We start from the raw sequence: 25,021 nt of genomic DNA on the forward strand, positions 1-25,021 counted from the left end.
CCTCAATGGATCGAGGATTCCGCGCAGGGTCACGTGAGCATCGCTCGATCACCCGATATCCGCACTTTCGTCGAACCTGACCGAACGTGAAGCTGAAAACAGTCCGGACTCGGTTCCCGGCAATCAGGCCCATTGAAGCATCGAGAGCCTCCGCTGCGCTGCTCGCGCTAGGTTTCGGCCTCCGGCGTCGCCGCCGAGACGGCGCGGACGATTCCTGCACCAGATCGGTCCAAACTGGATCGGTGCCGAGGGCCGTCGCGCGCACCGAGCGGCATGCCTCCACCGCCGGTGATGGCCCGAGCCACGGGTTGCAGCAGGACCATCGACGACAGACGGCTGGCGCAGAGGATGCCCAGCGTGATCTCCCCGGCATGGGCGACGGAAGTGTCGAAGATCGCCTCCGTCTCGCCCACGGCCGGGTACCCGGTCAGCGCCGCCGTGCAGCCGGCGGGAATCGTCGGGCAGGTCTGCGGCGCCCAGTCGAGGGGCGAGACGTACAGACACGCCGCGACCCAGAGCGCGACGGCAAACCTCTGCAGCTTCGTCGCGTCCACGAGGTTGAACTCCGGCCTGACGCCGACCGCCGCACCGCAGACTCGGTACAGGGCCTTCGAGGGGTGGCGCCGCCGCCCCCTGATTTCGATCTGGCGACGCTCCGCCGTCGATGTGCACCCGGAACGATTTGTCGGATCGCCCCGGCGGAGTACTCTTCCGGCCAGGGAGATACGCCGATGACCACCGCGACGACGGCCGGCAGGGCCGCACCATCGATCTACGACCGGGACCTCGACAAGAATCCGGCAAATTACCAGCCGCTGACCCCCTTGAGCTATCTCGACCGTGCGGCGCGGGTGTTCCCCGATCATGGCGCCGTCATTCACGGCTCCCTGCGGCGCAGCTACGCCGAACTCTACGCGCGGTGCCGCCGCCTCGGCGCGGCGCTGGCGGCGCGGGGCATCGGGCGCGGCGACACCGTCGCGGTCATCCTGGCCAACACGCCCGAGATGATCGAGGTCCATTACGGGGTGCCGATGACCGGCGCCGTCCTGAACACCCTGAACACCCGCCTGGACCCCGCCGGCCTCGCCTTCTGCCTCGACCACGGCGAGGCCAAGGTGCTGATCACCGACCGGGAGTTTTCCAAGGTCGTGGCTCCGGCGCTGGCGCAGGCGCGGGTGAAGCCCCTGGTGATCGACGTGGACGACCCGGAATTCACCGGTCCCGGCACGGCGGTCGGCAGCCTCGGCTACGAGGCGCTCCTGGCGGAAGGCGACCCGGCCTGGGACTGGGCGATGCCCGCCGACGAGTGGGACGCGATCTCGCTCAACTACACCTCGGGCACCACCGGTGACCCGAAGGGGGTGGTCTACCACCATCGCGGCGCCGCCCTGCTCTGCCTCGGCAACGTCATCACGGGCAACCTCGGGCAGCACCCGGTCTATCTCTGGACCCTGCCGATGTTCCACTGCAACGGCTGGTGCTTCCCCTGGACCCTGTCGGTGGTCGCCGGCACCCATGTCTGCCTGCGCCAGGTCCGCGCCGGCGCGCTCTACCAGGCGCTGGCCGAGCACGGCGTCACCCATCTCTGCGGGGCGCCGATCGTGATGCAGCTCCTCCTCAACGCATCGGAGGCCGAGCGCCGCCCCCTGCCCCGCCGGGCCGCGTTCCTGACGGCCGCCGCGCCCCCGCCCCAGGCGGTCCTCGGCGCCATGGGAGCCGCCGGCTTCGACGTCACCCACCTCTACGGCCTCACCGAGACCTACGGCCCGGCCGTGGTGAATGCCTGGCACCGGGACTGGGACGCCCTCGACGCGGATGCGCGCGCGGAAAAGATGGCGCGCCAGGGCGTACGCTACCCGGTTCTGGAGGGCTTCGACATCCGCGATCCCCAGACCTGCGAATCCGTGCCCGCCGACGGCGAGACCATGGGCGAGGCGATGTTCCGCGGCAACGTGGTGATGCGCGGCTACCTGAAGAACCCGAAGGCGACGCAGGCGGCCTTCGCGGGCGGCTGGTTCCGCTCCGGCGACCTTGGGGTCAAGCACCCGGACGGCTACATCCAGCTCAAAGACCGCTCGAAGGACATCATCATCTCGGGCGGCGAGAACATCTCCTCGATCGAGGTCGAGGACGCCCTGTTCCGCCACCCCGCCGTCTCCGCCGCGGCGGTCGTCGCGCGCCCCGACGCGAAATGGGGCGAGACCCCGATGGCCTTCGTCGAACTGAAACCCGACGCCACCGTCGAAGCCGATGCCCTGATCGCCTGGTGCCGCGAGCGCCTGGCCGGCTACAAGCTCCCGCGCCACATCGTGTTCGGCGAACTGCCCAAGACCTCGACCGGCAAGGTGCAGAAGTACCTGCTGCGGGAGCGGGCGAAGGAGGGGTGAGCAGGATCGAAGGCGGGCGCCCGCCGCGAGCCCTCAATCGCCCCCGAAGCGCCGGTTGATCAGGGCCGATTCGGCCGCGGTCAGCTGGTAGATCGCCTCGATCGTCCGGTCGAGGCCAGCCCGAATCTGGGCGAAGCGCTGAATCGCGTCCGTTCGGACCCTCTCGCTCGGGCTGGCATGGATCTGCACGCCGATCTGCACCAGGCGACCGACCTGCGCGACGATCGCGGCGTGTGTGTGTCCCTCGCCGTCATCAGCGAGGTCGAGCAGCCTGATCGGCAGAGCGGCGAGTTCGTTTGTCCCGACATTGTTGTTGGAGCTGGTGAGCTGGAATCGCCATTGCAGCAGGCGACTGTTCAGGCAGGCGAGGATGTATTCCGGCGACAGATCACAGGTCGGATCGACGACCACCGAGTTGGTCGAATCGGCGAAGTACCAACCGGGCTCCGACAGGGTGGCGACGATCCGCTGCTTCTCGTCGACGCCGGTGATCCTCTGGGTCGCGATGCGCCGGACACCGACGGCATCCGGTGTGTTGCGGATCCGCTCGTACCGCACACGGTCGAACCATTCGACCCGTCCCTGGCTCAAGGTACGATGGATCGCGTAGGCGGAGACCTCGACACCTTTCAGAAGCCGGCTGTGCCGCGGGTCATCCGTGATGTAGGCGCGGTAGATCGTCTGATTGATCTCGCCGCGGGCGATCCGGATCCCTTCGATCCCGTCGAGGCGCGCGACCGAATTCGATCGATGCAGCTTCTTGGCCAGCTCCCACGAGGCTTGATCGGTGATCGGGATCGGCAGGCCCTGAGGATCGATGGCCGCCAGTTCGCTCCGCTGCATCGTGACGTCCCGGGAGGGATCGTCGAAGGAGGCCCGGGGATAGACGTGGAGGCCGATGCGCGGATTGTGCCTGCGCCGGGAGGGTGAGCGCTTGCGGCCCCCGACGACCACCGTCGACAGCTTGGCATCGTAGAAGACGCGATGCTGGCGGATGTCCTTTTGCGGGAAGGCCCAGGCGTTCAGCCCGTCGACCTGATCGAGGACCGAGAGGCGCGTCTTCCTGCAGCTGAAGTCGGCCAGGAGCGCCATGGGCACGATCATGCCCAGATAGCCGTTGTGCCGCACGAGTTGCAGGCTCTGGATCAGGAAGAACCGGAACAGGTTCAGTTTGCCGCCCTTTGCGGCGTCCAGGCGGTCCGTCCGATCGAGGTAGGCGCGGAAGACGTCGTGGGGCCAGGAGGCCGCACCGCGTTCCTTCTCGATCACATCGTAAGGCGGGTTGCCGATGACGGCGTCGAACCAGCCACGTGCGCAGACCTCGGGAAACGCCAGGTCCCAGGAGAACGGCCTCGCCTCGGCAATTCGCAGGTCGGCCGGTAGAAGCGCGTAGGCATCCTGTCCGACGAGGCTGTTTCCGACGTGGATGTTGCCGGAGAGGTCCGGCAGAAAAGTCTCGTTCGGGAACAGCACCTTCTGTCGCCCCAAGGTGGATTGGGTCTCGCCCTCGAGGATCTTGAGATAGATCGACATCTCCGAGACCTCGACCGCTTGGCGATCGATATCGACGCCGAAGATGCAATCCTTAGCGATGCGCTTCTTGAGTTCACTGGTTAACTTCAGGTCGCCGTGCGCGTCGATGTAGACGGATTTCCAATCCCGCTTATCCACGTTGAGATGGTAGTAGTGGATATGCGCCTGGAAGAGCTTCTCCAGCGCACGGATCAGGAAGGTTCCGGACCCGCAGGCCGGATCGAGGACCCGGATCCGGCGCATCTGATCCGGCGTCCTGCCTTCCAGAAGCGGCGCCAGGGCGCCGTCGACGATGTGGGCGACGATGTGTTCGGGCGTGTAGAAGACGCCGCCCTGCTTCCGGATTTCGGGCTTCGGTGTCACGTTCCCCTGTTCGTCGATGATCGAGCCGAGAAAGCGCTCGTAGACCGACCCAAGGATTTCGATCGGCAGAGTACTGAAGAGATAGGGCGACTCGTCCCCGGCCAGATGATCGATGAAATCGGCGAGCCACCGGTCGTCGACCACGCAGGACTCGACGAAGTGAGACGGTGTTCCAGACCGTCCGTAGAGCCCACCGTTGAAGGCCGCCCGCATGTTCGCCTGATTGCCGACGATCACGCTCCAGAGTTCGCCCTTCCGGCGTCCGTGCCGTTCCCAGAGCGTCAACGCCTGCCGGAGCGTCTGGAATGTATCGATGTCGCGGTCCTCGCAGACCCTCTGGAAGATGAGCCGATCGAGGATCACCTGGACGGCCTCGTTGATCGACTCCACGTCCCAGTGCAGGGCTGGATTATGCCGAATCAGGGACTTGGCGAGGCGCGCACGCTCGCCTTCGAGGTACTGCAGGAAATCGGTATCGACGGCCCGGTTACGGTCCGGCTTAATCAGCCAGAGTTGCCGGTCCGTACGGGAGATGACCTTGGGCAGGTCCTGGATGAAGGCTTCCAAAGACCCGGCCGCGACGGCTTGCCGGGATAGCAGGTCCCAGATCTTGGGCGCCGCAGCCAGATAATCCTGATAGCAGAGCCGCCAGCCCGGCACGACGCTGAACGGTTTCTCCCGACTCGGCTTCCCCCCGACGACGAACAGGTTCAGCTCGTCGAAATTCGTCGTCAGGCCGATCCAGAGACGCAAGTTGTAGGCGTAGTTCTGCAGCTGGAACCGATGATTCTCCAGCTTCTCGGGAAACTTTTTCGCCTCGCAGACGAACCGATCGAACCCACCGATCCGAAAAACGTAATCCGCCTTGCCGTTGACGACGCCGTCATAGGCCCGGTACTCGACCCGCACGTCTCGCATGAAGGGCGGATCGTCCTTCGTATTCCTGACGTCCCAGCCCAACGCCGCGAAAAATGGATCCAAGTACTCGTTTCGCAACGAGTATTCGTCCAAGCCCTTGCGATACTCAGACCGGTATTTCGCGAAGCGCTGGCACAACCGATCCAGGACTTCCAGAAATCGATCGAAATCGCGTCCTCGCTCTAGGTCCATTCGACACACTCCAGCGCGTCCGCATCAGTCTCGATCGAGCGTTCCGGCCTCAGCCGATCGCCGGATACGCAACAGGGCAAAGGCAGGCGGGCCCAGCCGCCATCTGCGCTTCCTCTCCAGAAGGCGCAGGCCTCACCGGCGTGCGTCCGAACCGACCGGGAGAATTCGAAGGGGCTGGGGCCCGCCCCCGACCGGGGTGCAACCTCATCCGGAGCGGGGGCGCACCTGCGAAGCTCGCGAGGTCGAGGCGATCGGTGGCGGACACGCTGAACATGATCCAACCTAACGTTGGATGAAAATTTATTCTAGGTATTATTTTTGAACCCTGTCCGATGCTGCCGGAGGCACTGGTAGTCAGATGGCCAAACGAAAAAAGGCCGGGCTTTCGCCCGGCCTTTCGTCGTCCTGTGGGTGTCGCGGACGGGTGCGCTTACGCCACCCCGCCCGAGCGCTCGAAGCGCTTGCGCTCGTTCGGGTCGAGATAGGTCTTGCGCAGGCGGATGGACTTCGGGGTGACCTCCATCAGCTCGTCGTCCTGGATCCAGGCGAGCGAGCGCTCCAGGGTCATGCGGATCGGCGGCGTCAGGCGCACGGCCTCGTCCTTCGAGGTGGTGCGGATGTTGGTGAGCTTCTTGCCCTTGAGCACGTTCACCTCGAGATCGTTCTCGCGGTTGTGCTCGCCGATGATCATGCCCTGGTAAACCTTGGCGCCGGGCTCGATCATCATCGGGCCGCGATCCTCGAGGTTCCACATGGCGTAGGCCACGGCCTCGCCCTTGTCGTTCGAGATCAGCACGCCGTTGCGGCGGCCGGGCATCTCGCCCTTGTAGGGCTCGTAGGCCTTGAACAGGCGGTTCATGATCGCGGTGCCGCGGGTGTCGGTCATGAGCTCGCCCTGGTAGCCGATGAGGCCGCGGGTGGGCGCATGGAAGACGAGGCGCAGGCGGGAGCCGCCCGACGGCTTCATCTCGATCATCTCGGCCTTGCGCTCGGACATCTTCTGCACGACGACGCCCGAGTACTCCTCGTCGACGTCGACCACGACCTCCTCGACCGGCTCGAGGACGTTGTCGTTCTCGTCCTTGGAGAGCACCACGCGGGGACGCGAGACGGCGATCTCGAAGCCCTCGCGGCGCATGGTCTCGATCAGGATGGCGAGCTGGAGTTCGCCGCGGCCCGAGACGAAGAACGAATCCTTGTCGGCCGCCTCCTCGATCTTGAGCGTGACGTTGCCCTCGGCCTCCTTGAACAGGCGGTCGCGGATCATACGGCTCGTGACCTTGTCGCCCTCGGTGCCGGCCAGCGGCGAATCGTTGACGATGAACGACATGGTGACGGTGGGCGGATCGATCGGCTGGGCCTGGATCGGGGTCTCGACCTGCGGATCGCAGAAGGTATCGGCCACGGTGCCCTTCACGAGGCCCGCGATGGAGACGATGTCGCCGGCCTCACCGACGTCGATGGGGGCGCGCTCCAGGCCGCGGAAGGCCAGGATCTTCGAGACGCGGCCGGTCTCCACGAGCTTGCCCGTGCGGTCCATGACCTTGATGGCCTGGTTCGGCTTCACGGTGCCGGACGCGATGCGGCCGGTGATGATGCGGCCGAGGAACGGGTTGGCCTCCAGCAGGGTGCCGAGCATCCGGAACGGACCTTCCTCGACCTTGGCCTGGGGCACGTGCTCCAGCACGAGGTCGAAGAGGGGCGCGAGGCCTTCGCTCTGGTCGCCGTCCGGCGAGGTCGCCATCCAGCCGGCGCGGCCCGAGCCGTAGAGGATCGGGAAGTCGAGCTGCTCGTCGGTGGCGTCCAGCGCCGCGAAGAGGTCGAACACCTCGTTCACCACCTCGGTGATGCGCGCGTCCGGGCGGTCGACCTTGTTGATCGCCACGATCGGCTTCAGGCCGATCTTGAGCGCCTTGCCGACCACGAACTTGGTCTGGGGCATCGGGCCTTCGGCGGCGTCGACGAGCACGATCACGCCATCCACCATCGAGAGGATGCGCTCCACCTCGCCGCCGAAATCGGCGTGGCCGGGGGTGTCCACGACGTTGACGCGGGTGTCCTTCCAGACGACCGAGGTCGCCTTGGCCAGGATGGTGATGCCGCGCTCCTTCTCGAGGTCGTTCGAGTCCATGGCGCGTTCCTCGACGCGCTGGTTCTCGCGGAACGATCCGGACTGCGACAGCAGCTTGTCGACGAGCGTCGTCTTGCCGTGGTCGACGTGGGCGATGATGGCGATGTTGCGAAGCTTCATAGGGTATCCGGAAGCGAGAAGAGCCCGTCACGCGACGGGCCGCAGGAATGCGGCCGGCTGCGCCGGGTCACGGGATCGAGCTATCGCGTCGCAATATAAGGTGTGGGCCTCCGGGGCAAGGGGCGACCGTCGCCGGACCGGACATACCCCTCCCCCGTCAGGCGCGGGCGGCCTCGAGGAGCGGGGTGCGCGCCCGGTAGCGCCCGAGCGCGGTGACGCAGACGAACGAGATCGCCGCGAGGGTGGTGCCGAACACGGCGATCGGCCACCAATGGCCCTGGAAGCGCTCGGCCAGGATGGTGCCGACGATCGGGGTGAGCCCACCCGCCACCGCGCCGCAGACCTGATAGGCCACCGAGATCGCGGTGTAGCGCACCCGGGTCGGAAAGGCGCCGGCCACGTAGCCGGCGATCACCGCGTAGAAGGTGGCGCTGCCGACGACGTTGAGGGCCAGCCCGAGCATCAGGGCCGGTACCGAGCCGAGATCGACCAGGAGGAACAGGGGGTAGGGCGCCAGCATCGCCCAGACCAGGGTGCCCTGGAGGAAGAGGCGCTCGTTGCGGATGGCCTCGGCGATCCGCGCGCCCACCGGCGTCATCACCAATTGGACGCAGGCCGCCACCAGCAGCGCGTCGAGGATCGTCGCCCGGGGGAGGCCGAGATACTGGGTCGTGTAGGTGATCATGAAGGTGTTGAAGAGGTAGACCGAGCCGATCGCGAAGGTGTTGGCCCCCGCCGCCAGGGCCAGCGGCGTCAGGCTGGTGGCCAGAACCTCGCGAATCGGGGCCTGGGCCGGGGCGGCCGTCCGGCTCGCGGCCTCTCGATCCTCCTGGAAGTCCGGTGATTCGCCGACGCCGAGGCGGATGAACAGGCCCACGAAGAGCAGGACGATGCTGACGAGGAAGGGCAGGCGCCAGCCCCAGGCGAGGAAGCTCTCCTTGTCCATCAACCCGGCGAGCCGGAAGGCCAGCAGCGACAGGATCTGCCCGGCCGGGCTGCCGAGCTGGGCGAAGGAGGCGAAGAAGGTCGAGCGCCCCTTCGGCGCATGCTCGGCCGCGAGCAGCACCGCCCCGCCCCACTCGCCGCCCACGGCGATGCCCTGGAGGATGCGCAGGCACACCAGCGCCACCGGCGCCCAGATCCCGATGCTGGCATAGGTGGGCAGCAGGCCGATGCCGGTGGTGGCCAGCCCCATCATCACCAGGGTGACGACGAGGGCCCGCTTGCGCCCGAGCCTGTCGCCGATATGGCCGAAGACCAGCCCGCCGAGGGGCCGGGCGAGGAAGCCCACCGCGAAGGTACCGAAGGCCGCCAGCGTCGCCACGAAGGGCGTCGCCTCCGCGAAGAAGAGGGGCCCGAACACCAGGGCTGCGGCCGTGCCGTAGATGAAGAAGTCGTACCACTCGATGGTGGTGCCGACGAAGGCGGCGATGGCGGCCCGGGCGGGCTGGCGCAGCGCGGGGTCCGGCATCGGGGTCGTGCGCATGCGCTGCTCTCTCGGGTTCGGGGGAGGATACCAGGACGCCCGGCCAGGACGCCCAGCAAGGGCCGGACCGTGCGGGAAACGGCCCCCGGCAGGCCCCACCTTGCCGCGTCGCGCGCACGGATGCGAGAGTTCGCGGCCGGCCCCCGGAGCGAGCGGGGGCGGGGCCGAAGGACGACGATGGAACTCAAGTGGATCGAGGACTTCATCAGCCTCGCCGAGACCCGCAGCTTCTCGCGCTCGGCCGAGGCGCGGTTCGTCACCCAATCGGCCTTCAGCCGGCGCATCCGCTCCCTGGAGGTCTGGCTCGGCACGGTGCTCCTCGACCGCAGCACCTACCCGATCACCCTCACGGCGGACGGACGCCAGTTCCTCGAGACCGCCGAAGAGGTGCTGCGCCTCCTCACCCTCAGCCGCACCGATTTCCGCAATCGCAGCGAACGCTCCAGCCTGCCGGTGGTGACGATCGCGGCACTCCATTCCCTCTGCCTCTCCGTCCTGCCCCGCTGGCTGAACGGCATCCGCGAGGCGGTGGGGCCGATGGCGAGCCGGGTCCTGCCCGACAACTTCAACATCTGCGTCCAGGCCCTGGTGGAAGGCGGCTACGACCTGCTGCTCACCTATCATCACCCGGGCATCCCGATGCCCCTCGATCCGGAGCGCTACCCTCACCGGGTCATCGGGCGCGACAGCCTGGTGGCGGTAGCCGCCCCGAACGGCCTCCCGCCCGACCGCGAGGGACGGCGGCCGCTGCTGCAATATTCCCGCGGGTCCTTCCTCGGCCTCCTCGCCGCCATCGCCCAGTCCCGGGAGGGCGCGCCGGTCACCTACCCGATCCACACCAACGAGAATTCCATGGCCGAGGCCCTGCGCTCCATGGCGCTGGCCGGCCACGGCGTCGCCTGGCTCCCCGTCAGCCTGGTGGCGGGCGAGATCGACTCGGGTGCCCTCAAGGTCGTCAGCGCCGAGATGCTGATGGAGATTCGGCTCTACCGGAGCGCCGAGCGTGCCCGACCGTTCCTCGACGCCGTCTGGGCCGCCGCCGCCCTCGATGAACCAAATTATGCATTGCAGGAATAAACACGGTCGAAACGAGCATTGGCGGCGCGCGACGCGCGAAGCTAATCCCCTCTCCGCGGCGATCTGAGCCGCAGCCGCCCCGCCGCGAACCGCGGGCGCGCCCCATCCCGACCCTCCACGAAGACCCGAGGCGAGGCCGCTCCCGCGGCTGCGCCGACGTGTCCGCGTGGCCGCTGCTCGCCCCGCACGCCGTGCCGGATCGCATCCGCACGCCGCTCGCTCCGGAATACGAGGAGAGACCTGTGACCGACCATCCGACCCGCACCGAGCACGACCTAATGGGCGACAGGGAGGTGCCGAGGGCGGCCTATTACGGCGTCCACACCCTGCGGGCGGTCGAGAACTTCGCGATCACGGGCCGGACCCTGGCCGACTGCCCCGACCTCATCAACGCGCTCGCGGCGATCAAGCAGGCGGCGGCGCTCGCCAACCGCGAACTCGGCCTCCTCGACGCGCCCCGCACCGAGGCCATCGTGGCGGCCTGCGAGGAGATCCGCGCCGGCGCCCTGCACGACCAGTTCGTGGTCGACCTGATCCAGGGCGGCGCCGGCACCTCCACGAACATGAACGCCAACGAGGTCATCGCCAATCGGGCACTGGAGATCCTCGGGCATTCGCGCGGCGCCTACGAGCACCTGCACCCGAACGAGCACGTCAACATGGGGCAGAGCACCAACGACGTGTACCCGACCGCCCTGAAGATCGCAGCCACCGGCGCCATCCGGCGACTGATCGAGGCCATGGCCGGCCTGCGCGCCAGCTTCTCGGTCAAGGCGACCGAGTTTTCCGATGTCCTCAAGATGGGCCGAACCCAGTTGCAGGACGCGGTGCCGATGACGCTGGGCCAGGAATTCGGCACCTACGCGCTGATGCTGCGCGAGGACGAGGCCCGGCTCGGGGAGGCCGCCCTGCTGATCCGCGAGATCAACATGGGGGCCACCGCGATCGGCACCGGCATCACCGCGCATCCGCTCTACGCCGCCCTCGTCTGCGCGCGCCTCTCGGAGATCACCGGCATCCCCCTGCAGACGGCCGAGGATCTCGTCGAGGCGACTCAGGATTGCGGGGCCTTCGTGCAGCTCTCGGGCGTACTCAAGCGGGTGGCCGTCAAGCTGTCGAAGACCTGCAACGACCTGCGCCTCCTCTCCAGCGGCCCGCGCGCCGGCTTCAACGAGATCAACCTGCCGGCGCGCCAGGCCGGCTCCTCGATCATGCCCGGCAAGGTCAATCCGGTGATCCCCGAGGTGGTCAACCAGGTCGCCTTCGAGGTCATCGGCAACGACGTGACCATCACCTTCGCGGCCGAGGCCGGCCAGCTCCAGCTCAACGCCTTCGAGCCGGTGATCGCCTACAGCCTGTTCAACAGCCTCACCCACCTGCGTGCGGCCTGCATCACCCTCGACGTCCACTGCGTCCAGGGCATCACCGCCAACCGCGAGCGCCTGCGCGCCGGCGTGGAGCAGTCGATCGGCATCGTCACGGCCCTCAACCCCTACATCGGCTACCGCAACGCCACCGCCGTGGCCCTGGAGGCCGATGCCACCGGGCGCGGCGTCTACGAGCTCGTGCTCGAGAAGGGCCTGATGGCCAAGGCGCAGCTCGACGCCGTGCTCCAGCCGGACCGCCTGACCCGGCCGCAGGCGTTCTCGGTGGCCTGAGGGCTCAACTCTGCTGACCCTTCGTGCGCATCCCCCCTCCCCCCGCAGAGGGGGAGGGAAACGCTGCACCTGACCGGGTCACGCCATGACCCGCGATCCAGAGCGCCGACACGGCGCCAACAGCATCCATCGGGAGGAAACACCATGACCAAAAGCGACATCAAGGCGGACGGCAGGAAACCCGGCCGCCTGACTCTCTACACCGGCATCGGACTCGTCCTCGGCATTCTGGTCGGCGCGATCCTGCACGGGATGGCGGCGGGGCCGGCGGAAGCCAAGGAGATCGCCGGGTACTTCACCCTCTGCACGGACATCTTCCTGCGCCTGATCAAGATGATCATCGCGCCGCTGGTCTTCGCCACCATCGTGTCGGGCATCGCGAGCTTCGGCGACACGCGCTCCGTCGGACGGGTCGCGGCCCTCGCCATGGGCTGGTTCCTCACCGCCTCCGTGGTGTCGCTGACCCTCGGCTTCCTCGTCGCCAACCTGTTCCAGCCGGGGGCCGGCCTCGCCCTGCCGCTGCCGGAGGCCGGCGCCCAGACCGGGCTGAAGGCCGCCTCCCTCAACCTGCGCGACTTCCTCACCCACGTGTTCCCGACCAGCATCGTCTCGGCCATGGCCACCAACGAGGTGCTGCAGATCCTGGTGTTCTCGATCTTCTTCGGCTCCGGCCTCAGCGTCATCGACCGGCGCTATGCCGACCCGATGGTGCACATGATCGACGGCCTCGCCCGGGTGATGTTCGCGGTCACCGACGCGGTGATGCGGCTCGCTCCGCTGGCGGTCTTCGCCGCGATCGCGGCGGTGATCACGGTCCAGGGCCTCGGCGTCCTCATCGACTACGGCAAGTTCATCGGCGCATTCTACCTCGGCCTCGCCGTGCTCTGGGTGATCCTGATCGGCGCCGGCTGGCTCGCCCTCGGCAACCGGGTGGTGCGGCTGCTGGATCTGCTGCGCGCCCCGATGATCCTCGCCTTCTCCACCGCCAGCAGCGAAGCCGCCTTCCCCCGCACCGTCGAGGTGCTGGAGAAGTTCGGCGTGCGCCCCCGCGTCACCGGCTTCGTGCTGCCGCTCGGCTACTCGTTCAACCTCGACGGCTCGATGATGTACCAGGCGATGGCGGCGCTCTTCATCGCGCAGGCCTTCGGCATCCATCTCGGCGTCGCCGAGCAGTTCACGATGCTCCTCGTCATGATGGTAACGAGCAAGGGCATCGCCGGCGTGCCGCGTGCCTCCCTCGTGGTGGTGGCCGCGACCGTGCCGATGTTCGGGCTGCCGGCGGCCGGCATCCTGCTCATCATGGGCGTCGACCAGATCCTCGACATGGGCCGCACCGTCACCAACGTCCTCGGCAACGGCCTCGCCACCGCCGCCGTCGCCCAGTGGCAGGGCGAGATGGGCGCGGAGACGGATCTGCCCGCGGAGGCAGAGACCGACGCGGCGTCCGCCCTGGCCCCGGCCCGGGCCTGAGGCGCTTACTTCGCCGCCACCGGCCGCACCGACCAGGTGGCCCAATAGACCGGACGGCCGAACACGCTGGATGCGTTCGCGCCGCCCGGTCCGGGTGCGAGCCGGTCGAGCCATGTCAGGAACCCGGCCTTGGCGCGGTAGTTGGTCGGGGTCGCGAGGTTGCCGTAGCGGTCGGTCATCCAGAAATGCTGGCTGCGCCCGAAACGGCCCGATCCGTCGCCGCCCGAGCGCAGGCCGAGATAGGCGGTGGAGCGCATGATCGCCTGCGGCTCCGAGAACCACGTCAGGGTCGCGAGGGAGCCCGGGGCGAGATCGGCGGTGTACTGCACGCAGATGTCGGCGACGGGACCGTCCATGGTGTTGGCGGGCCGGTTGCAGCGATACGCCGCCACCCAGCGGTCCATGTCCCGGGCCTTGGCCACCCGCACGAGGCTCTGGGCCGGCAGCGGTTCGGCGATGGTGCGGGCCGGCGACCAGACACGGTCGGCGGTGAGGTCCCGGCTCGTGCGCAGGTAGAGCCCCATGCGTCGGGTCGCGGCCGGCTCGTTGCAATCGGAGGGCAGCACGTCGGTGTAGTAGTAGTGGTAGACCTGATCGACCACGCTGATCGCGCCGACCAGATCGGTGCGGTCGAAGCCCTGCCCGGCGCAGTTGCCGATGATCGCCGCCCCGGTCTCGTCGAGGACGGCGCTGGGGCTCGGCGCTTCGGGCGTCCGCGACCGGCCACGGCGGGAGCGCTCCTCCGGGCGGTCGCCGCCGAACGGCGTCCAGACCGTTCCCGCCTCGGTGCGTCCGCGGATGTCGAAGCTCGCGAAGTCCAGCGTGCGGGCCTGGAGCAGCGCGTGCCGGTTGCCGGCCTCCGTCGGCACCGCCGCGAGGAAGAACACGTAGCTGTAGGCGTCCCCGCCCCAGGCCCGCCCCGCGACCGTCATCGGGTGACGGGCCGCGATGCCCTCGCCCGCCGGATCGGGCGTCGGGGGCGCCGCGGCCTCGGCCCGGCGACGGCCGCGCCGGCCGCGCTCCCGGCGCCCCTCCTGGCTGCGGGCGACCTCGCGGGCCATCTCCCACAGGCGTCCCTGGGTCGGCGGCATCGTGGTGGCGAGCTGCTCCGGCATCGCGCCGGAGCGGACCGAGCCGCCGTCGAGGGGATCGGTGGCCCGGCGCGCCGCGCAGGCCTCGGCCGCCGCACCGCGTCGGGACTTTCCGGCCGCGGCCGGGGTCTCGGCCTGGTAGACCGCCTGGAGCGGCCCGGTGCCGGGCGTCGTGCGGAGGATCTGCACACTGCTGGCGGATTCACAGGCCCGGGGCGCGAAGAACACGCCCTCGGCCTCGCTTCCGCGGCAGATCTCCAGGGTGCCGCCACCGGTGACGTAGCAACTCGTATCGGTGGTCTGCGCGCCCGCCCCGCCGGCCGCGAACCCCAGAAGGAGCGGCAGGCACGCGGCCAGGGGAGCCGGACGGCGAAGGACGCCGGGCGGCGCGGCGGGGGAGGCGTTACGCGGATGTGTCACGGGGGAGAGGGTTAGCGGAGCCCAGCGGTTCGGCAAGGCTCCACCGGGACGCCATCCACACCGCCGGTTCTCACAATGTCGCGGATGGCCGCCGGGTCAGGCGGCGTCCCGGCCCTCCGTCCCGCACCATTCGGCGATGAAGAGCGCCATCGCGGTGGTGATCCGCTGCACGGAGGCGAGGCTGACGCGCTCGTCGAAGCCGTGGATGTTCTGGCTGATCGGCCCGTAGCAGAGCGCCGGCACCCGGTCGTAGAGTGCGTAGACCCGGGTATCGAGATAGCTCGGCGACATGAAGCTCTGCAGTTCCGCACCCGTCGCGGTCCGGTGGGCGCGGCCGAGAACCGCCTCGGCGTCCGATCCCTCCGCCAGGGCATAGCCCTCGGAGAAGAAGCCGTTGAAGGCGACGCGGGGCGGCGTGTTCGACAGGAAGGCATCGTCCCGGGCGAAATCGGCGATCGCCTGCTCCACCGCGCGGGCGGCCTCCCCGGCCGAGACGCCCGGATAGAGGGCGATGCGGCAGTCGATCCGGCACCAGGCCGGCACCGAGGAGGCCCAGTCGCCGCCCTCGATCCGGCCGACATTGAGGTTGATGGCGTCGGGCTGGTCAGCGAAATGGGGATGGGCCGCCTTCTCGGCGTTCCAGCGCGCCTCGAGGGCCCGCAGGGCGCCGATCACCCGGTAGGTGGCGTCGATGGCGTTGGCGCCGGCCCCCATCTCGCGGACATGGACCGGGCGGCCGCGGACCTCGACGGTGAACCACAGCACGCCGACATTGGCGCGCACGAGCTTCTCGTCCTCCGGCTCGGGGATCAGCACGGCATCGGCACGGTAGCCGCGCAGGTGGGTCATCAGGGCGCCGTTGCCGGTGGATTCCTCCTCGACCACCGATTGCAGGGTGACGGTGGCGGCCGGCTGCAGGCCGACCCTGGCCAGTGCGTCGAGGGCGAACAGGTTGGCGGCGTGGCCCGCCTTCATGTCGGCGGCGCCCCGTCCGTACATCCAGTCGCCGTCGATGACGGGCTCGAAGGGCGGATGGGTCCAGAGGTCGGCGGGGCCGGGCGGCACCACGTCGACATGGGCCTGGAGGATCAGCGAGCGCCCGGTCTCGGCCCGGGGCCGGTGGATGCCGACGACGAGGGGCGCCTGCGAATGCGTCTCGGACAGCGCGGCCCCGCCGGGATGGGCGGCGAGGGCCGCCCCGTCCATGGTGAAGCGGTCGAGGGCGTAGCCCCGCGCCCGGAAGGACCGGAAGACGAAATCCTGGATCGCGTGCTCGGCGCCCCGCGTCGAGCCGAACCGCACCAGGGCCTGCGTGTGAGCGACCTGCTCGGGGAAACCCGCCGCGACGGCCTCGGCGATGCGGGCGGCAAGGGCGGGATCGAGGGGCATCGGCGCTCCGGCTCAGGCTGCGGCGGCTGCCAGGATAGCGATGCCGGCGCGTTCAGGCGAGCAGGGCCGCCACGAGTGCCAGCGGCAGGGCGAGCAGGGCCGCCGGGCGGATCCAGGCCGGCCGGTAGGAGACCAGCCCGACGACGACGAGGGCGGCGCCGGTCAGCGAGCCGATCCACTGCACCGGACCGAAGTTCCAGTCCGAGGTCACGATGGCGGCCGCGAAGGAGGCCGCGATGGCGGCCCAACCGGAGAGGCGCAGGGCCCGGGCACGGGTCCGGCTCTGGCCGCGCCCCACGATGGCCCGGTGATGCCGATCCATCGCGAGGCAGAGGGCGGCGAGCCCGGCGAAGCTCAGGGCGAGGTTGAGGGCGATGGAGAGCGGCGTCATGCTTCGACGAGACCTTCGGGCGACCGGCCCTGGACGGGGCGCACCGGCTTCGCGGACCTGCGACGCTCCTCGAAGCGGGAGACCTGGCGGGCCCCGAGGGCCAGGACGAGGCCGAGCCCCAGCATGGCGGCGTCGAAGGCCAGGAAATCGAGGCCGCGATCCGTGGTCAGCGCGCTCACCACCGGCACGGCGGCGAAGAGGAGGCCGGCGGCGAGGCCCATCTCGGTCCAGGCCCGACGGTGCGGCCGCACCAGGGGCACCAGGGCGGCGAGCGCCCAGGCCCCGAAGAACGCGGCGCCCTCCCAGGTCGCCCGATGGGCGAGGTCGACCGGCAGCAGGCGGTTGCCGAGGAGGAACGCCGCCATGCCGATGGGCAGGCCGAGGATCGTGCCGATGTTCAGGCCGCGCACGAGACGCAGGCCGAAGCCCGGCACCTCGCCCGCCTTCGGCGTCCGGGCGACGGTCCACAGGACGAGGCCCGTGGCGATGGTGGCCGCGCCGAGCAGGCCGCAGAGGAAGAACAGAGCCCGCAGCGCGGAGCTTGCGAAATGCGCCTCGTGCAGGCCCATGAAGCTGGTGAAGACCCGCGCGGCCGGCTTCATCGTCGTCACCCGCTCGACGACGGCGCCGGAGGCGGCGTCGAAGGCGATCTGGGGATGCTGGTGGGCCAGCCCGTGGGGCTCCTCGAACACCGCGACCACCGTGGCGTTGGCGTCGCCCGGGTTGTTCACGATGACCATCTCGAGGGGCTCGGAGACCTCGCCCTGGGCCCGGGCCAGGAGCGGCGCCAGCGGGACGGCCTCGGCAGGGCGCCCGGCGGCCGGACGCCAGGTCGTGGTCTGGGCGGCCTCGACGTAGAAGCGCAGCTCGTCGCCCTTGTAGGCCGCCGTGACGCCCCAGGGCATGTACATCACGCCGAGCGTGACGATCCCCGTATAGGTGATCATCAGGTGGAACGGCAGGGCGAGCACGCCGGTGACGTTGTGCGCGTCGAGCCAGCCGCGCTGGGCCGACTTGTCCCGCCGGAAGGTGAAGAAGTCGGCGAAGATGCGCCGGTGGGTGACGATGCCGGAGATCAGGGCGATGAGGAGGATCAGCGCGGCGGCCCCGACGATCCAGCGGCCGAGTACCGGCATCATCTGGAGCTCGTAATGGAAGTGGTAGAAGAAGTCGCCGCCGTGGGTGTCGCGCGCTCTGGTCGGCGCGCCCGTCTCGACGTCGAGCATGGCCTGGCCGAGGGGCGCCTCCAGGCTGTCCATCCAATAGGCCCCGATGACCGGCCGGTCCGGCTGCGGCACCGAGACGTACCAGGCCATGGCCTTCGGGGCGTGGGCCTTCAGGTAGGCGATGCCGCGTTCGGCGGCCGGGACCGGATCGGTGGGGCCGGCGTGCAGCTCCGGGCGCATCCAGAGCGAGATGTCAGTGCGGTAGTAGGTGGCGGTGCCGGTGACGAACACGGCGAACATCACCCAGCCGGTGACGAGCCCGGCCCAGGTGTGGAGCCAGGCCATGGACTGACGGAATCCCTGCCTCATGCGGGCGGCCCCATCGCGACGCCGTCGAGGGCGAGCCAGAGGCCGAGGCCCACCAGTGCGATCGGAAACCCGAGGCCGAGTGCGGCGCGCAGCAGCGTGCGGGCGGCGAAGACCCAGATCACGGCTCCGGCCAGGATGGCGAAGCTGATCAGGGTCGCGGTGGCCACCGCCTCCGAGCGCACCATCGGCAGGGTCAGGGACAGGAAGGCGGTCGCCAGCCCCGCGAGCGCGTAGCCGCCGAAGGCCGCCAGCCCCACGCGCGCGGCCACCGCCGCGCGGTAGCGCCAGCCTTGTCGCAGGCGGCTCCTGTCGGGGAAACTGGAAACATCCGTCACGGGCAACACCTTCGGGACGAGCGTGGGCGAGACGAGCGCGGAGCCGAACCCCGCAACGGCAGGCAGATCTGGCAGTCACGGCCGGGAAGATCTCTCGGCCGCCCCGCGATCTCACGGGGATCGCCTCGCTATAGCGATCCTGGTCTTGGGCTCGCAAACGCTATGTTGTGGAATCATTCCAATTCGACTTTTCGACGCTGCGCTTCACCCTGCGACCTCGTCGGGGTGCGGACACCGCCTCGCCGTCGGAAATCGTGTTGACGGGCCGCAGGTCGCGCCCTGTGCATCCCGAACGCGGGTTAGGATAAGGTGACGGCCAGCGCCCGCTTCCCGCGAACACCGCACGAGAACAAGACACCCGATCGTGACCGCAAGCTCCTCCCGTCCCCCGATCCGCTTCCGCGGCCGCTCGTTCATGGCCCTGGTGCTCGCCCCGGTGCTGCCCGTCTCGGACTGGCTCGACGAACTCGACGCCCTGGCCCGGCGCTCGCCGGCCTTCTTCGTCGGCCGGCCAGTCATCCTCGACGTGGCCGGGCTGGGACTCGAACGGGAGGCCCTGACCGCCCTGGTGGCGGACCTCGCCGCCCGCGACGTCGCCGTGATGGGCATCGAGGGCGCCGATCCGGGCCAGCTCGGCCCCGGCCTGCCGCCGCCCCCGGCGGGCGGGCGCCCGGTCGACGCCGTCCCGGCCCCGCAGGCGACGCCGGACGCCGAGCCCGACGCACCCGTGGTGCCCTCGGCGCCGGCCCCGTTCCGCTCGCTGATCCTCGATGCGCCGGTGCGCTCCGGCCAGACCATCCTGCATCTCGAGGGCGACATCACCGTGATGGGCTCGGTGGCCTCCGGCGCCGAGGTGATCGCGGGCGGCTCGCTCCACGTCTACGGCGCCCTGCGCGGCCGGGCGATCGCGGGGGCGGCGGGCAATCCGGAGGCGCGCATCACCTGCCGCCGGTTCGAACCCGAACTCATCGCCATCGACGGCCTCTACCGCACCGCCGACGACCTCGGCCCGGTCCAACGCGGGCTGCCGGCCCAGGTCCGGCTCGAGGGCGACGCCATCAAGGTGGCGGCGCTGGACTAGGCGCTACCGGCCGGTCCAGGCCGGAGCGCGCTTGGCGAGGAAAGCCTCCATGCCCTCGCGAAAATCCGCGCTGGTGTAGCAGAGGCGGATGAGGTCGTCGCCGGGACGTTCGGCCCCCGCCTCGTCCGCGTCCTGGAGGCGGCGCAGACCCTCCTTGGTCGCCCGCAGGGTGAGCGGCGCGTGACTGGCGACCAGGGCCGCGAGTTCCGCGGCGCGGGTCGCCAGGGTCTCGGCATCGGGCAGGACCTCGCCGACGAGTCCGATGGCCAGGGCCTCCTCGGCCCCGACGAGGCGGGCGGTGAAGATCATGTCCTTCACCCGCGCCGGGCCGATCAGGGCGGAGAGCCGGCGCAGGTTGCCGAGGGAGAGGCAGTTGCCCAAGGTCCGGGCGATGGGGAAACCGAGCCGGGCGTCCCGGGTGGCGAGCCGCAGGTCGCAGGCCGCCGCGATGGCCGCCCCGCCCCCGGTGCAGGCGCCGGCGATCGCCGCGATGGTCGGCACGGGCAGGCGCTCCAGCGCACCCATCACCCGATCCATGAAGCGCTCGTAGGCGATCGCGTCCTGGGCGCTCGAAAAGCTCCGGAACTGGGCGATGTCGGTGCCGGCCGCGAAGGCCTTGTCGCCCGCCCCCGTGATGACGAGGGCCTTGATGTCCCCGTCCGCCTCGATGCGCGCGCAGGCGTCGATTAGCCCCTGGTACATGCCGAAGGTGAGCGCGTTGCGTGCCTGCGGCCGGTTGAGGGTGAGGCGGGCGATGCTGCCCTCGACCGCGAAGAGAAGGTCCTCGGTATGGGTCTGGTTGGTATCGGTCATGCCGGGTCCCTGGGCGCGCAGGCGCGGAAAGCCTGCGCTACCCTCTCGCCCATCGAAGCCGGCCGGGGCAAGCGGCCGGCTCGCCTCCCTCCGTCTCAGAACACCGCGGGCACGAACATCTCGGGCGGCACGGGGTGGCGGGTGTAGTCGTCGTGGCGCTCCCGGTCCGGCAGGTGCACGGGCGGATGCTCGACGTCGCCGTAGGGGATCTGCGCGAGGAAGTGGCTGATGCAGTTGAGCCGGGCGCGCTTCTTGTCGACGGCCTCGACCACCCACCACGGTGCCTCCGGGATATGGGTCCGGGCGAGCATGTCCTCCTTGGCCTTGGTGTAGTCCTCCCAGCGGCGGCGGGACTGCACGTCCATCGGCGAGAGCTTCCACTGCTTCAGGGGATCGTGGATGCGCATGTGGAAGCGGAAGGCCTGCTCCTCGTCGGTGATCGAGAACCAGTATTTCAGCACGATGATCCCAGAGCGTGTCAGCATGCGCTCGAATTCGGGAACGGAGCGGAAGAACTCCTCCACCTCGTCGGCCGAGCAGAAGCCCATCACGCGCTCGACGCCGGCGCGGTTGTACCAGGAGCGGTCGAACAGCACGATCTCGCCGGCGGCCGGCAGATGGGCGACGTAGCGCTGGAAATACCATTGCGTGCGCTCGCGCTCGCTCGGGGCGGGCAGCGCCGCGACGCGGCAGACGCGCGGGTTGAGCCGCTGGGTGATGCGCTTGATCACGCCGCCCTTGCCAGCGGAGTCGCGCCCTTCGAAGATCACGACGACGCGCAGCTTGTGGGCCTGGACCCAGTCCTGCAGGCGCACCAACTCGTGCTGGAGGCGGAACAGCTCGCGGAAATAGACCTTGCGGTCGAGGCCGGGCGGACGGGAAGGACGGCCGAGTTCGCCGGCGAGGCGCTCCAGGCGCTCGTCCTCCATCTCGAGTTCGAGTTCCTCGTCGATGTCGTCGGCGACCTCCCGGCGGATCGCCTCGACCTCCGCTGCCCGTTGCCCGCCGTCCATGTGAAAGTCCATCCCTGCCGCCTTAACAGCCAAGGTTAGATCACGGCTTCATGACAGGCTTGATACGGCGCGGCGGGGCGACCGACCGCTGGAGGGAACGGGGACCGCGTCCCGCGGGTTGAGAGACAAGCTGCGCCATTTCGCGGGCCGCGAGTCCGGCCTGCCCGGCGCCCCATACAGCAAGAGGGTCCACCCATGAGCCTGATCGGACGCATCGTCACCAAGCTCCTCGGCAACGAGGACCGTCCCGTGGTCCGCGACGACCGCAACTACGATTCCGGCACGCCGCTCGGCCGCCTCGTGACGAAGATCCTGCGCAAGTAGAAAGTCCGGCGCAGGGAACGGCCCCATACGGAACCGGTCTCTGCGAGCCGGGCGGCGCGGGCCGCCCGGAACTCCGCCGCCTTCGCGATCCGGGCCCTTCCGGAGCCCGGACGCCCTCGCGGCTCAGGCCGCTCGGCGCTTCGCCTTCTTTTCGCGTCCCTGCCCGGGCGCACGCTGGCCGGCGCGGGTCCGGTCGAGCACGAACTTCGCATAATCATCCATGTCGCCGGCAAACGGCTTCACCGTGTTGTCCGCGGCCAGCCACAGGCGATCTGCCACCAGCTCCATCAGCGAGCGGTCGTGGGTGATGAGGATGACCGCCCCTCCGTAATCGTTCAGCGCGTCGAGGAGTGCCCTCCGGCTGTCGATGTCGAGGTGGTTGGTCGGCTCGTCGAGGATCAGCAGGTGCGGCGCCTGCATCGCCACGAGGTTGAGGAGCAGCCGCGCGCGCTCTCCGCCCGACAGCGCATCCACCGTCGTCTCCTGCTTGTCGAAGGCGAGGCCGAAGCTGGCGAGCTTGGCGCGCCGTGCGGATTCGCTGTCGTCGGGCCGCTCGCGACGGATGATGGCCAGCGGCGTGTCCTTCGGGTCGAGGGCCTCGATCTGGTGCTGGTGGAACCAGCCGACCTGCACCCGGCCCTCCCGCACCATCCGTCCGTCGCGCACCTGGAGCGCACCGGCCGCCATCTTGGCGAAGGTCGACTTGCCGGCCCCGTTGACGCCGAGCAGTCCGATGCGGTCGTCGACGTCCAGGGTGAGGTTGAGGTCGCGCAGCACCGGCGCATCGTCGCCATACGCGATGGTGGCGTTCGTCAGGTGCATCAGGGGCGGCGCCAGGGGGCGCTTCGGCGAGGGCAGGTGAAACGGCGCCACGTGCTCTTCGATGGTGGTGGCGATCGGCTCTAGCTTGGCGAGGCGCTTGACGCGGGACTGCGCCTGGGCCGCCTTCGAGGCCTTGGCCTTGAACCGGTCGATGAAGCTCTGGAGATGCGCGCGCTCGGCCTCCTGCTTCTGCTTGGTCGAGGCCTGGAGGCGGGCCTTCTCGGCCCTTCGCTTCTCGAAATCGTCGTAGCCGCCCGCGTAGAGCTCGAGCTTGCCGCCGGCCACGTGCAGGATCGCGTCCACCGAATTGTTCAGGAGTTCGCGGTCGTGGCTGATGATCAGGGCCGAGTGCGGGTAGCGCTTGAGTCGCGCCTCCAGCCAGAGAGCCCCCTCGAGATCCAGGTAGTTGGTGGGCTCGTCCAGCAAAAGCATGTCCGGCTCGGCGAAAAGGGCGGCGGCCAGCGCCACGCGCATGCGCCAGCCGCCGGAGAATTCCGCCATCGGCCGGGTCAGGTCCTCGACCGAGAAGCCGAGGCCGGCCAGGATCTCGCCGGCCCGGGCCGGCGCCCGGTCGGCGTCGATCTCGATGAGGCGGCCATAGATCTCGCCCAGGCGCTCGGGCGCGGCGGTCTCGAGCTCGGCGTTCAGGGCCTCGCGCTCCACATCCGCCGCCAGGATCGTGTCGATCAGGCTGACGGGGGTTGCGGGATGCTCCTGGTCGACCGAGGCGACGCGCGCCGTCTTCGGCAGCAGGATGGCACCGCCGTCGGGCTGCAATTCGCCCAGGATGATCTTGAACAGGGTCGACTTGCCGACGCCGTTGCGGCCGACGAGCCCGACCTTGGACCCCGGCGGCACGGCGACGCTGGCGCGGTCGAAGAAGCGCCGGCCCCAGGCGCTGAAGGTGAGGTCTTCGATCTGGATCATGCGGGGGGACTCGTCGGGGGCGGACACCGGACGGACCCGGACGCTGACGGGACCCTACCGCACCGCACCATCCGGCGCGAGGGGCGCCCGGCGCAACCGGCCCCCTCGCTCCACGCGTCCCGACCGGCCGGTCGCCGGCCTATTGCGCGGCGACGACCGAGGCCTTCACCAGCGGCGCCACCGGCACGTTCTTCTGCCAGAAGGTGCCGGTGCGGCCCGTCTGATAGCCGGCCTCGTAGAGGCTGCGCATGTAGCCGGTGTCGAAGCCGCGCGCGGTCGAGGTGTTGGGCGCGGATTCGTCGATATAGGCGAGGTTGAAGCCGATGCCGTTGGCGCGGGTGAAGGCGTAGGTCGAGGCCAGGGTGGCCCGGCTGCGGGCGCGGCTCGCCGTGGTGAACGAGCGCTCGACGATGGAGAGCGTGTTGTTCTGGGCGAGATCGAATTCCGGCTCCAGCCGCCCGTTGATGATGACGTAGATGTCCGACTTGGCGCCCGCCTTGAACCGGCGGTCGCGGAGCAGGAACGATTGCGGCAGGGTGAACACCGGCGTCACCACCGAACCGTCGACATGCATTTCCTGGAAGGTGCGCTGCGCTGCCTGGACGTCGATGAGCTGGGGCGGGAACACCGCCGGGATGCTGGCCGAGGCGGTGAGCACGTCGGTGAACAGGTCGATCGCCGCGGGCCCGCCGCTGGCGGCGATGGCGCCCATGTTCCAGATCACGGCACGCTGGGCGTCGAGGTTCGTCGTCACCACGAGGAGACGACGGCCCTTGGCATGCTGGGCGGCGACCGCGGCGAGGAGGTCCGGCGTCACGTAGCGGCGTACGAGGCCGCGCAGCCGTCCGTCGCCGAACAGGCCCGAGCCGAACAGCACGTTGGCGAAGCTCGGCGACTGCACCAGCGTCGAGGCGACGCCGCTGGTATAGATGTCCTTCAGGACGGCGTCGTATTCCGGACCGACGAAGGCGAAGGGGGCGATCAGGGCACCGGTGGAGACGCCGGAGACCAGGGAGAATTCCGGACGCTTGCCGGATTCCGTCCAGCCGTTCAGCAGGCCGGCGCCGTAGGCCCCGTCGCCGCCGCCGCCGGACAGGGCGAGGTAGGCGAACGGCACCTTGCTGTTCTCGGGGCGCGCCGACATCTCGGTGAAGGTCTTCTCCGAGGCGTCCGCGTAGGCGCGGACGTTCGGATCGAGCCCGGGCAGGACCGCGGCGGCCGCCTCGCTCGCCGTGTAGGGGGTGCGCGGCGTGGTGCCACAGGCCGCGAGCTGGCCGGCGGCGAGCAGGACGAGGAGCCCCCGAGTCCACCGGAGACGACGCATGTTCGACATGTTCACTGCCAAGATTCCGGAGCCCGACCCCGACACGACCCTAGCACGGAAACGAGCTTGGCCTTTGCCGTGTTCCGGCTACGCTTCGCGACACCTTCCCGGTGTGGCATTCGGGCAGCAGGCGGCTCGATCCCGTCCGCTCTCGCGAATGTATGTGGATCTCGCGGCCGTCGCGTCCGGTTGCAACATCAAATGAACTTCCCGCACGCAGG

The 25,021-nt window shown here is 69.4% G+C and carries 19 protein-coding genes; 6 read left to right on the forward strand and 13 right to left on the reverse strand.

What is annotated here, in order from left to right:
• Positions 1–167: 167 nt before the first annotated feature.
• Positions 168–833, reverse strand: coding sequence for an FUSC family protein (locus tag ACXJY8_RS15915; protein ID WP_463780692.1), 666 nt, complete (start codon positions 831–833; stop codon positions 168–170).
• Between ACXJY8_RS15915 and ACXJY8_RS15920 the strand changes: the two genes are divergently transcribed.
• Complete coding sequence (locus tag ACXJY8_RS15920; RefSeq protein ID WP_463770526.1) at positions 732–2,387, forward strand: acyl-CoA synthetase; 1,656 nt, start codon at positions 732–734, stop codon at positions 2,385–2,387. The genes ACXJY8_RS15915 and ACXJY8_RS15920 overlap by 102 nt on opposite strands.
• A 33-nt stretch (positions 2,388–2,420) precedes the next feature.
• Here ACXJY8_RS15920 and ACXJY8_RS15925 read toward each other — a convergent pair whose 3' ends face one another.
• The 3 genes from ACXJY8_RS15925 to ACXJY8_RS15935 all read right to left on the reverse strand — a co-directional run bounded on the left by ACXJY8_RS15925 (position 2,421) and on the right by ACXJY8_RS15935 (position 9,130).
• The gene (locus ACXJY8_RS15925) at positions 2,421–5,294 is read right to left on the reverse strand and encodes an Eco57I restriction-modification methylase domain-containing protein (protein ID WP_463770528.1); all 2,874 of its coding nucleotides are present in this window, start codon (positions 5,292–5,294) and stop codon (positions 2,421–2,423) included.
• Positions 5,295–5,823: 529 nt separating this feature from the next.
• Complete coding sequence (typA, locus tag ACXJY8_RS15930) at positions 5,824–7,644, reverse strand: translational GTPase TypA (RefSeq protein ID WP_108037701.1); 1,821 nt, start codon at positions 7,642–7,644, stop codon at positions 5,824–5,826.
• A gap of 157 nt (positions 7,645–7,801) precedes the next feature.
• Positions 7,802–9,130 (reverse strand): MFS transporter, encoded by a 1,329-nt coding sequence (locus ACXJY8_RS15935; protein WP_463770530.1) that lies wholly within the window; start codon positions 9,128–9,130, stop codon positions 7,802–7,804.
• A gap of 177 nt (positions 9,131–9,307) precedes the next feature.
• Between ACXJY8_RS15935 and ACXJY8_RS15940 the strand changes: the two genes are divergently transcribed.
• The 3 genes from ACXJY8_RS15940 to ACXJY8_RS15950 all read left to right on the forward strand — a co-directional run bounded on the left by ACXJY8_RS15940 (position 9,308) and on the right by ACXJY8_RS15950 (position 13,335).
• Positions 9,308–10,207 (forward strand): LysR family transcriptional regulator, encoded by a 900-nt coding sequence (locus ACXJY8_RS15940; protein ID WP_463770532.1) that lies wholly within the window; start codon positions 9,308–9,310, stop codon positions 10,205–10,207.
• A 242-nt stretch (positions 10,208–10,449) separates the two neighbouring features.
• Positions 10,450–11,865: an aspartate ammonia-lyase gene (gene aspA / locus ACXJY8_RS15945; protein WP_463770534.1), complete on the forward strand. Its 1,416-nt coding sequence runs from the start codon at positions 10,450–10,452 to the stop codon at positions 11,863–11,865.
• Between the two features lie 144 nt (positions 11,866–12,009).
• Complete coding sequence (locus ACXJY8_RS15950) at positions 12,010–13,335, forward strand: dicarboxylate/amino acid:cation symporter (protein ID WP_463770536.1); 1,326 nt, start codon at positions 12,010–12,012, stop codon at positions 13,333–13,335.
• A gap of 5 nt (positions 13,336–13,340) precedes the next feature.
• Here the strand turns inward: ACXJY8_RS15950 and ACXJY8_RS15955 are convergent, their stop codons facing one another.
• From ACXJY8_RS15955 to ACXJY8_RS15975, 5 genes are all read right to left on the reverse strand, one after another.
• The gene (locus ACXJY8_RS15955; RefSeq protein ID WP_463770538.1) at positions 13,341–14,846 is read right to left on the reverse strand and encodes a hypothetical protein; all 1,506 of its coding nucleotides are present in this window, start codon (positions 14,844–14,846) and stop codon (positions 13,341–13,343) included.
• Between the two features lie 96 nt (positions 14,847–14,942).
• Positions 14,943–16,235, reverse strand: coding sequence for an ArgE/DapE family deacylase (locus ACXJY8_RS15960; RefSeq protein WP_463770540.1), 1,293 nt, complete (start codon positions 16,233–16,235; stop codon positions 14,943–14,945).
• 52 nt (positions 16,236–16,287) lie between these two features.
• Complete coding sequence (locus tag ACXJY8_RS15965) at positions 16,288–16,626, reverse strand: DUF3325 domain-containing protein (protein WP_463770542.1); 339 nt, start codon at positions 16,624–16,626, stop codon at positions 16,288–16,290.
• Complete coding sequence (locus ACXJY8_RS15970; RefSeq protein WP_463770544.1) at positions 16,623–18,161, reverse strand: PepSY-associated TM helix domain-containing protein; 1,539 nt, start codon at positions 18,159–18,161, stop codon at positions 16,623–16,625. Before ACXJY8_RS15970 ends, ACXJY8_RS15965 begins: the two co-directional genes overlap by 4 nt.
• Positions 18,158–18,496, reverse strand: a complete 339-nt coding sequence (locus ACXJY8_RS15975) for an iron transporter (RefSeq protein ID WP_463770546.1) — start codon at positions 18,494–18,496, stop codon at positions 18,158–18,160. The genes ACXJY8_RS15970 and ACXJY8_RS15975 overlap by 4 nt, the downstream gene beginning before the upstream one ends.
• 415 nt (positions 18,497–18,911) lie before the next feature.
• Between ACXJY8_RS15975 and minC the strand changes: the two genes are divergently transcribed.
• Positions 18,912–19,577, forward strand: coding sequence for a septum site-determining protein MinC (minC, locus tag ACXJY8_RS15980; protein WP_463780696.1), 666 nt, complete (start codon positions 18,912–18,914; stop codon positions 19,575–19,577).
• Positions 19,578–19,580: 3 nt separating this feature from the next.
• On the opposite strand, the gene ACXJY8_RS15985 is transcribed toward minC, so the two are convergent.
• Positions 19,581–20,390 (reverse strand): enoyl-CoA hydratase/isomerase family protein, encoded by an 810-nt coding sequence (locus ACXJY8_RS15985; RefSeq protein WP_463770548.1) that lies wholly within the window; start codon positions 20,388–20,390, stop codon positions 19,581–19,583.
• 95 nt (positions 20,391–20,485) lie between these two features.
• Positions 20,486–21,403, reverse strand: coding sequence for a polyphosphate kinase 2 (ppk2, locus tag ACXJY8_RS15990; RefSeq protein WP_463770550.1), 918 nt, complete (start codon positions 21,401–21,403; stop codon positions 20,486–20,488).
• Positions 21,404–21,598: 195 nt separating this feature from the next.
• On the opposite strand from ppk2, the gene ACXJY8_RS15995 reads away from it, so the two are divergent.
• Positions 21,599–21,727 carry a hypothetical protein gene (locus ACXJY8_RS15995; protein ID WP_055945825.1) on the forward strand — a complete coding sequence of 43 codons (129 nt, stop codon included), beginning with the start codon at positions 21,599–21,601 and terminating at the stop codon, positions 21,725–21,727.
• A gap of 123 nt (positions 21,728–21,850) precedes the next feature.
• Here the strand turns inward: ACXJY8_RS15995 and ACXJY8_RS16000 are convergent, their stop codons facing one another.
• Both ACXJY8_RS16000 and ACXJY8_RS16005 read right to left on the reverse strand, forming a co-directional pair.
• A complete protein-coding gene (locus tag ACXJY8_RS16000; RefSeq protein WP_463770553.1) occupies positions 21,851–23,476 on the reverse strand; it encodes an ABC-F family ATP-binding cassette domain-containing protein in 1,626 nt (541 codons plus the stop codon).
• Between the two features lie 139 nt (positions 23,477–23,615).
• Positions 23,616–24,809: a patatin-like phospholipase family protein gene (locus ACXJY8_RS16005; protein WP_463770555.1), complete on the reverse strand. Its 1,194-nt coding sequence runs from the start codon at positions 24,807–24,809 to the stop codon at positions 23,616–23,618.
• Positions 24,810–25,021 lie beyond the last annotated feature (212 nt).

The sequence above is a fragment of the Methylobacterium sp. TK31 genome (genome assembly GCF_055361545.1).

Bases quoted from the DNA above. Each gene is read 5' to 3' on its own strand.
- ACXJY8_RS15935 (WP_463770530.1), bottom strand. From the start codon at position 9,130: ATGCGCACGACCCCGATGCCGGACCCCGCGCTGCGCCAGCCCGCCCGG.
- ACXJY8_RS16000 (WP_463770553.1), bottom strand. From the start codon at position 23,476: ATGATCCAGATCGAAGACCTCACCTTCAGCGCCTGGGGCCGGCGCTTC.
- ppk2 (WP_463770550.1), bottom strand. From the start codon at position 21,403: ATGGACGGCGGGCAACGGGCAGCGGAGGTCGAGGCGATCCGCCGGGAG.
- ACXJY8_RS15960 (WP_463770540.1), bottom strand. From the start codon at position 16,235: ATGCCCCTCGATCCCGCCCTTGCCGCCCGCATCGCCGAGGCCGTCGCG.
- ACXJY8_RS15995 (WP_055945825.1), top strand. From the start codon at position 21,599: ATGAGCCTGATCGGACGCATCGTCACCAAGCTCCTCGGCAACGAGGAC.
- ACXJY8_RS15970 (WP_463770544.1), bottom strand. From the start codon at position 18,161: ATGAGGCAGGGATTCCGTCAGTCCATGGCCTGGCTCCACACCTGGGCC.
- ACXJY8_RS15940 (WP_463770532.1), top strand. From the start codon at position 9,308: ATGGAACTCAAGTGGATCGAGGACTTCATCAGCCTCGCCGAGACCCGC.
- ACXJY8_RS15965 (WP_463770542.1), bottom strand. From the start codon at position 16,626: ATGACGCCGCTCTCCATCGCCCTCAACCTCGCCCTGAGCTTCGCCGGG.
- ACXJY8_RS15985 (WP_463770548.1), bottom strand. From the start codon at position 20,390: ATGACCGATACCAACCAGACCCATACCGAGGACCTTCTCTTCGCGGTC.
- ACXJY8_RS16005 (WP_463770555.1), bottom strand. From the start codon at position 24,809: ATGTCGAACATGCGTCGTCTCCGGTGGACTCGGGGGCTCCTCGTCCTG.
- minC (WP_463780696.1), top strand. From the start codon at position 18,912: ATGGCCCTGGTGCTCGCCCCGGTGCTGCCCGTCTCGGACTGGCTCGAC.
- ACXJY8_RS15950 (WP_463770536.1), top strand. From the start codon at position 12,010: ATGACCAAAAGCGACATCAAGGCGGACGGCAGGAAACCCGGCCGCCTG.
- ACXJY8_RS15920 (WP_463770526.1), top strand. From the start codon at position 732: ATGACCACCGCGACGACGGCCGGCAGGGCCGCACCATCGATCTACGAC.
- typA (WP_108037701.1), bottom strand. From the start codon at position 7,644: ATGAAGCTTCGCAACATCGCCATCATCGCCCACGTCGACCACGGCAAG.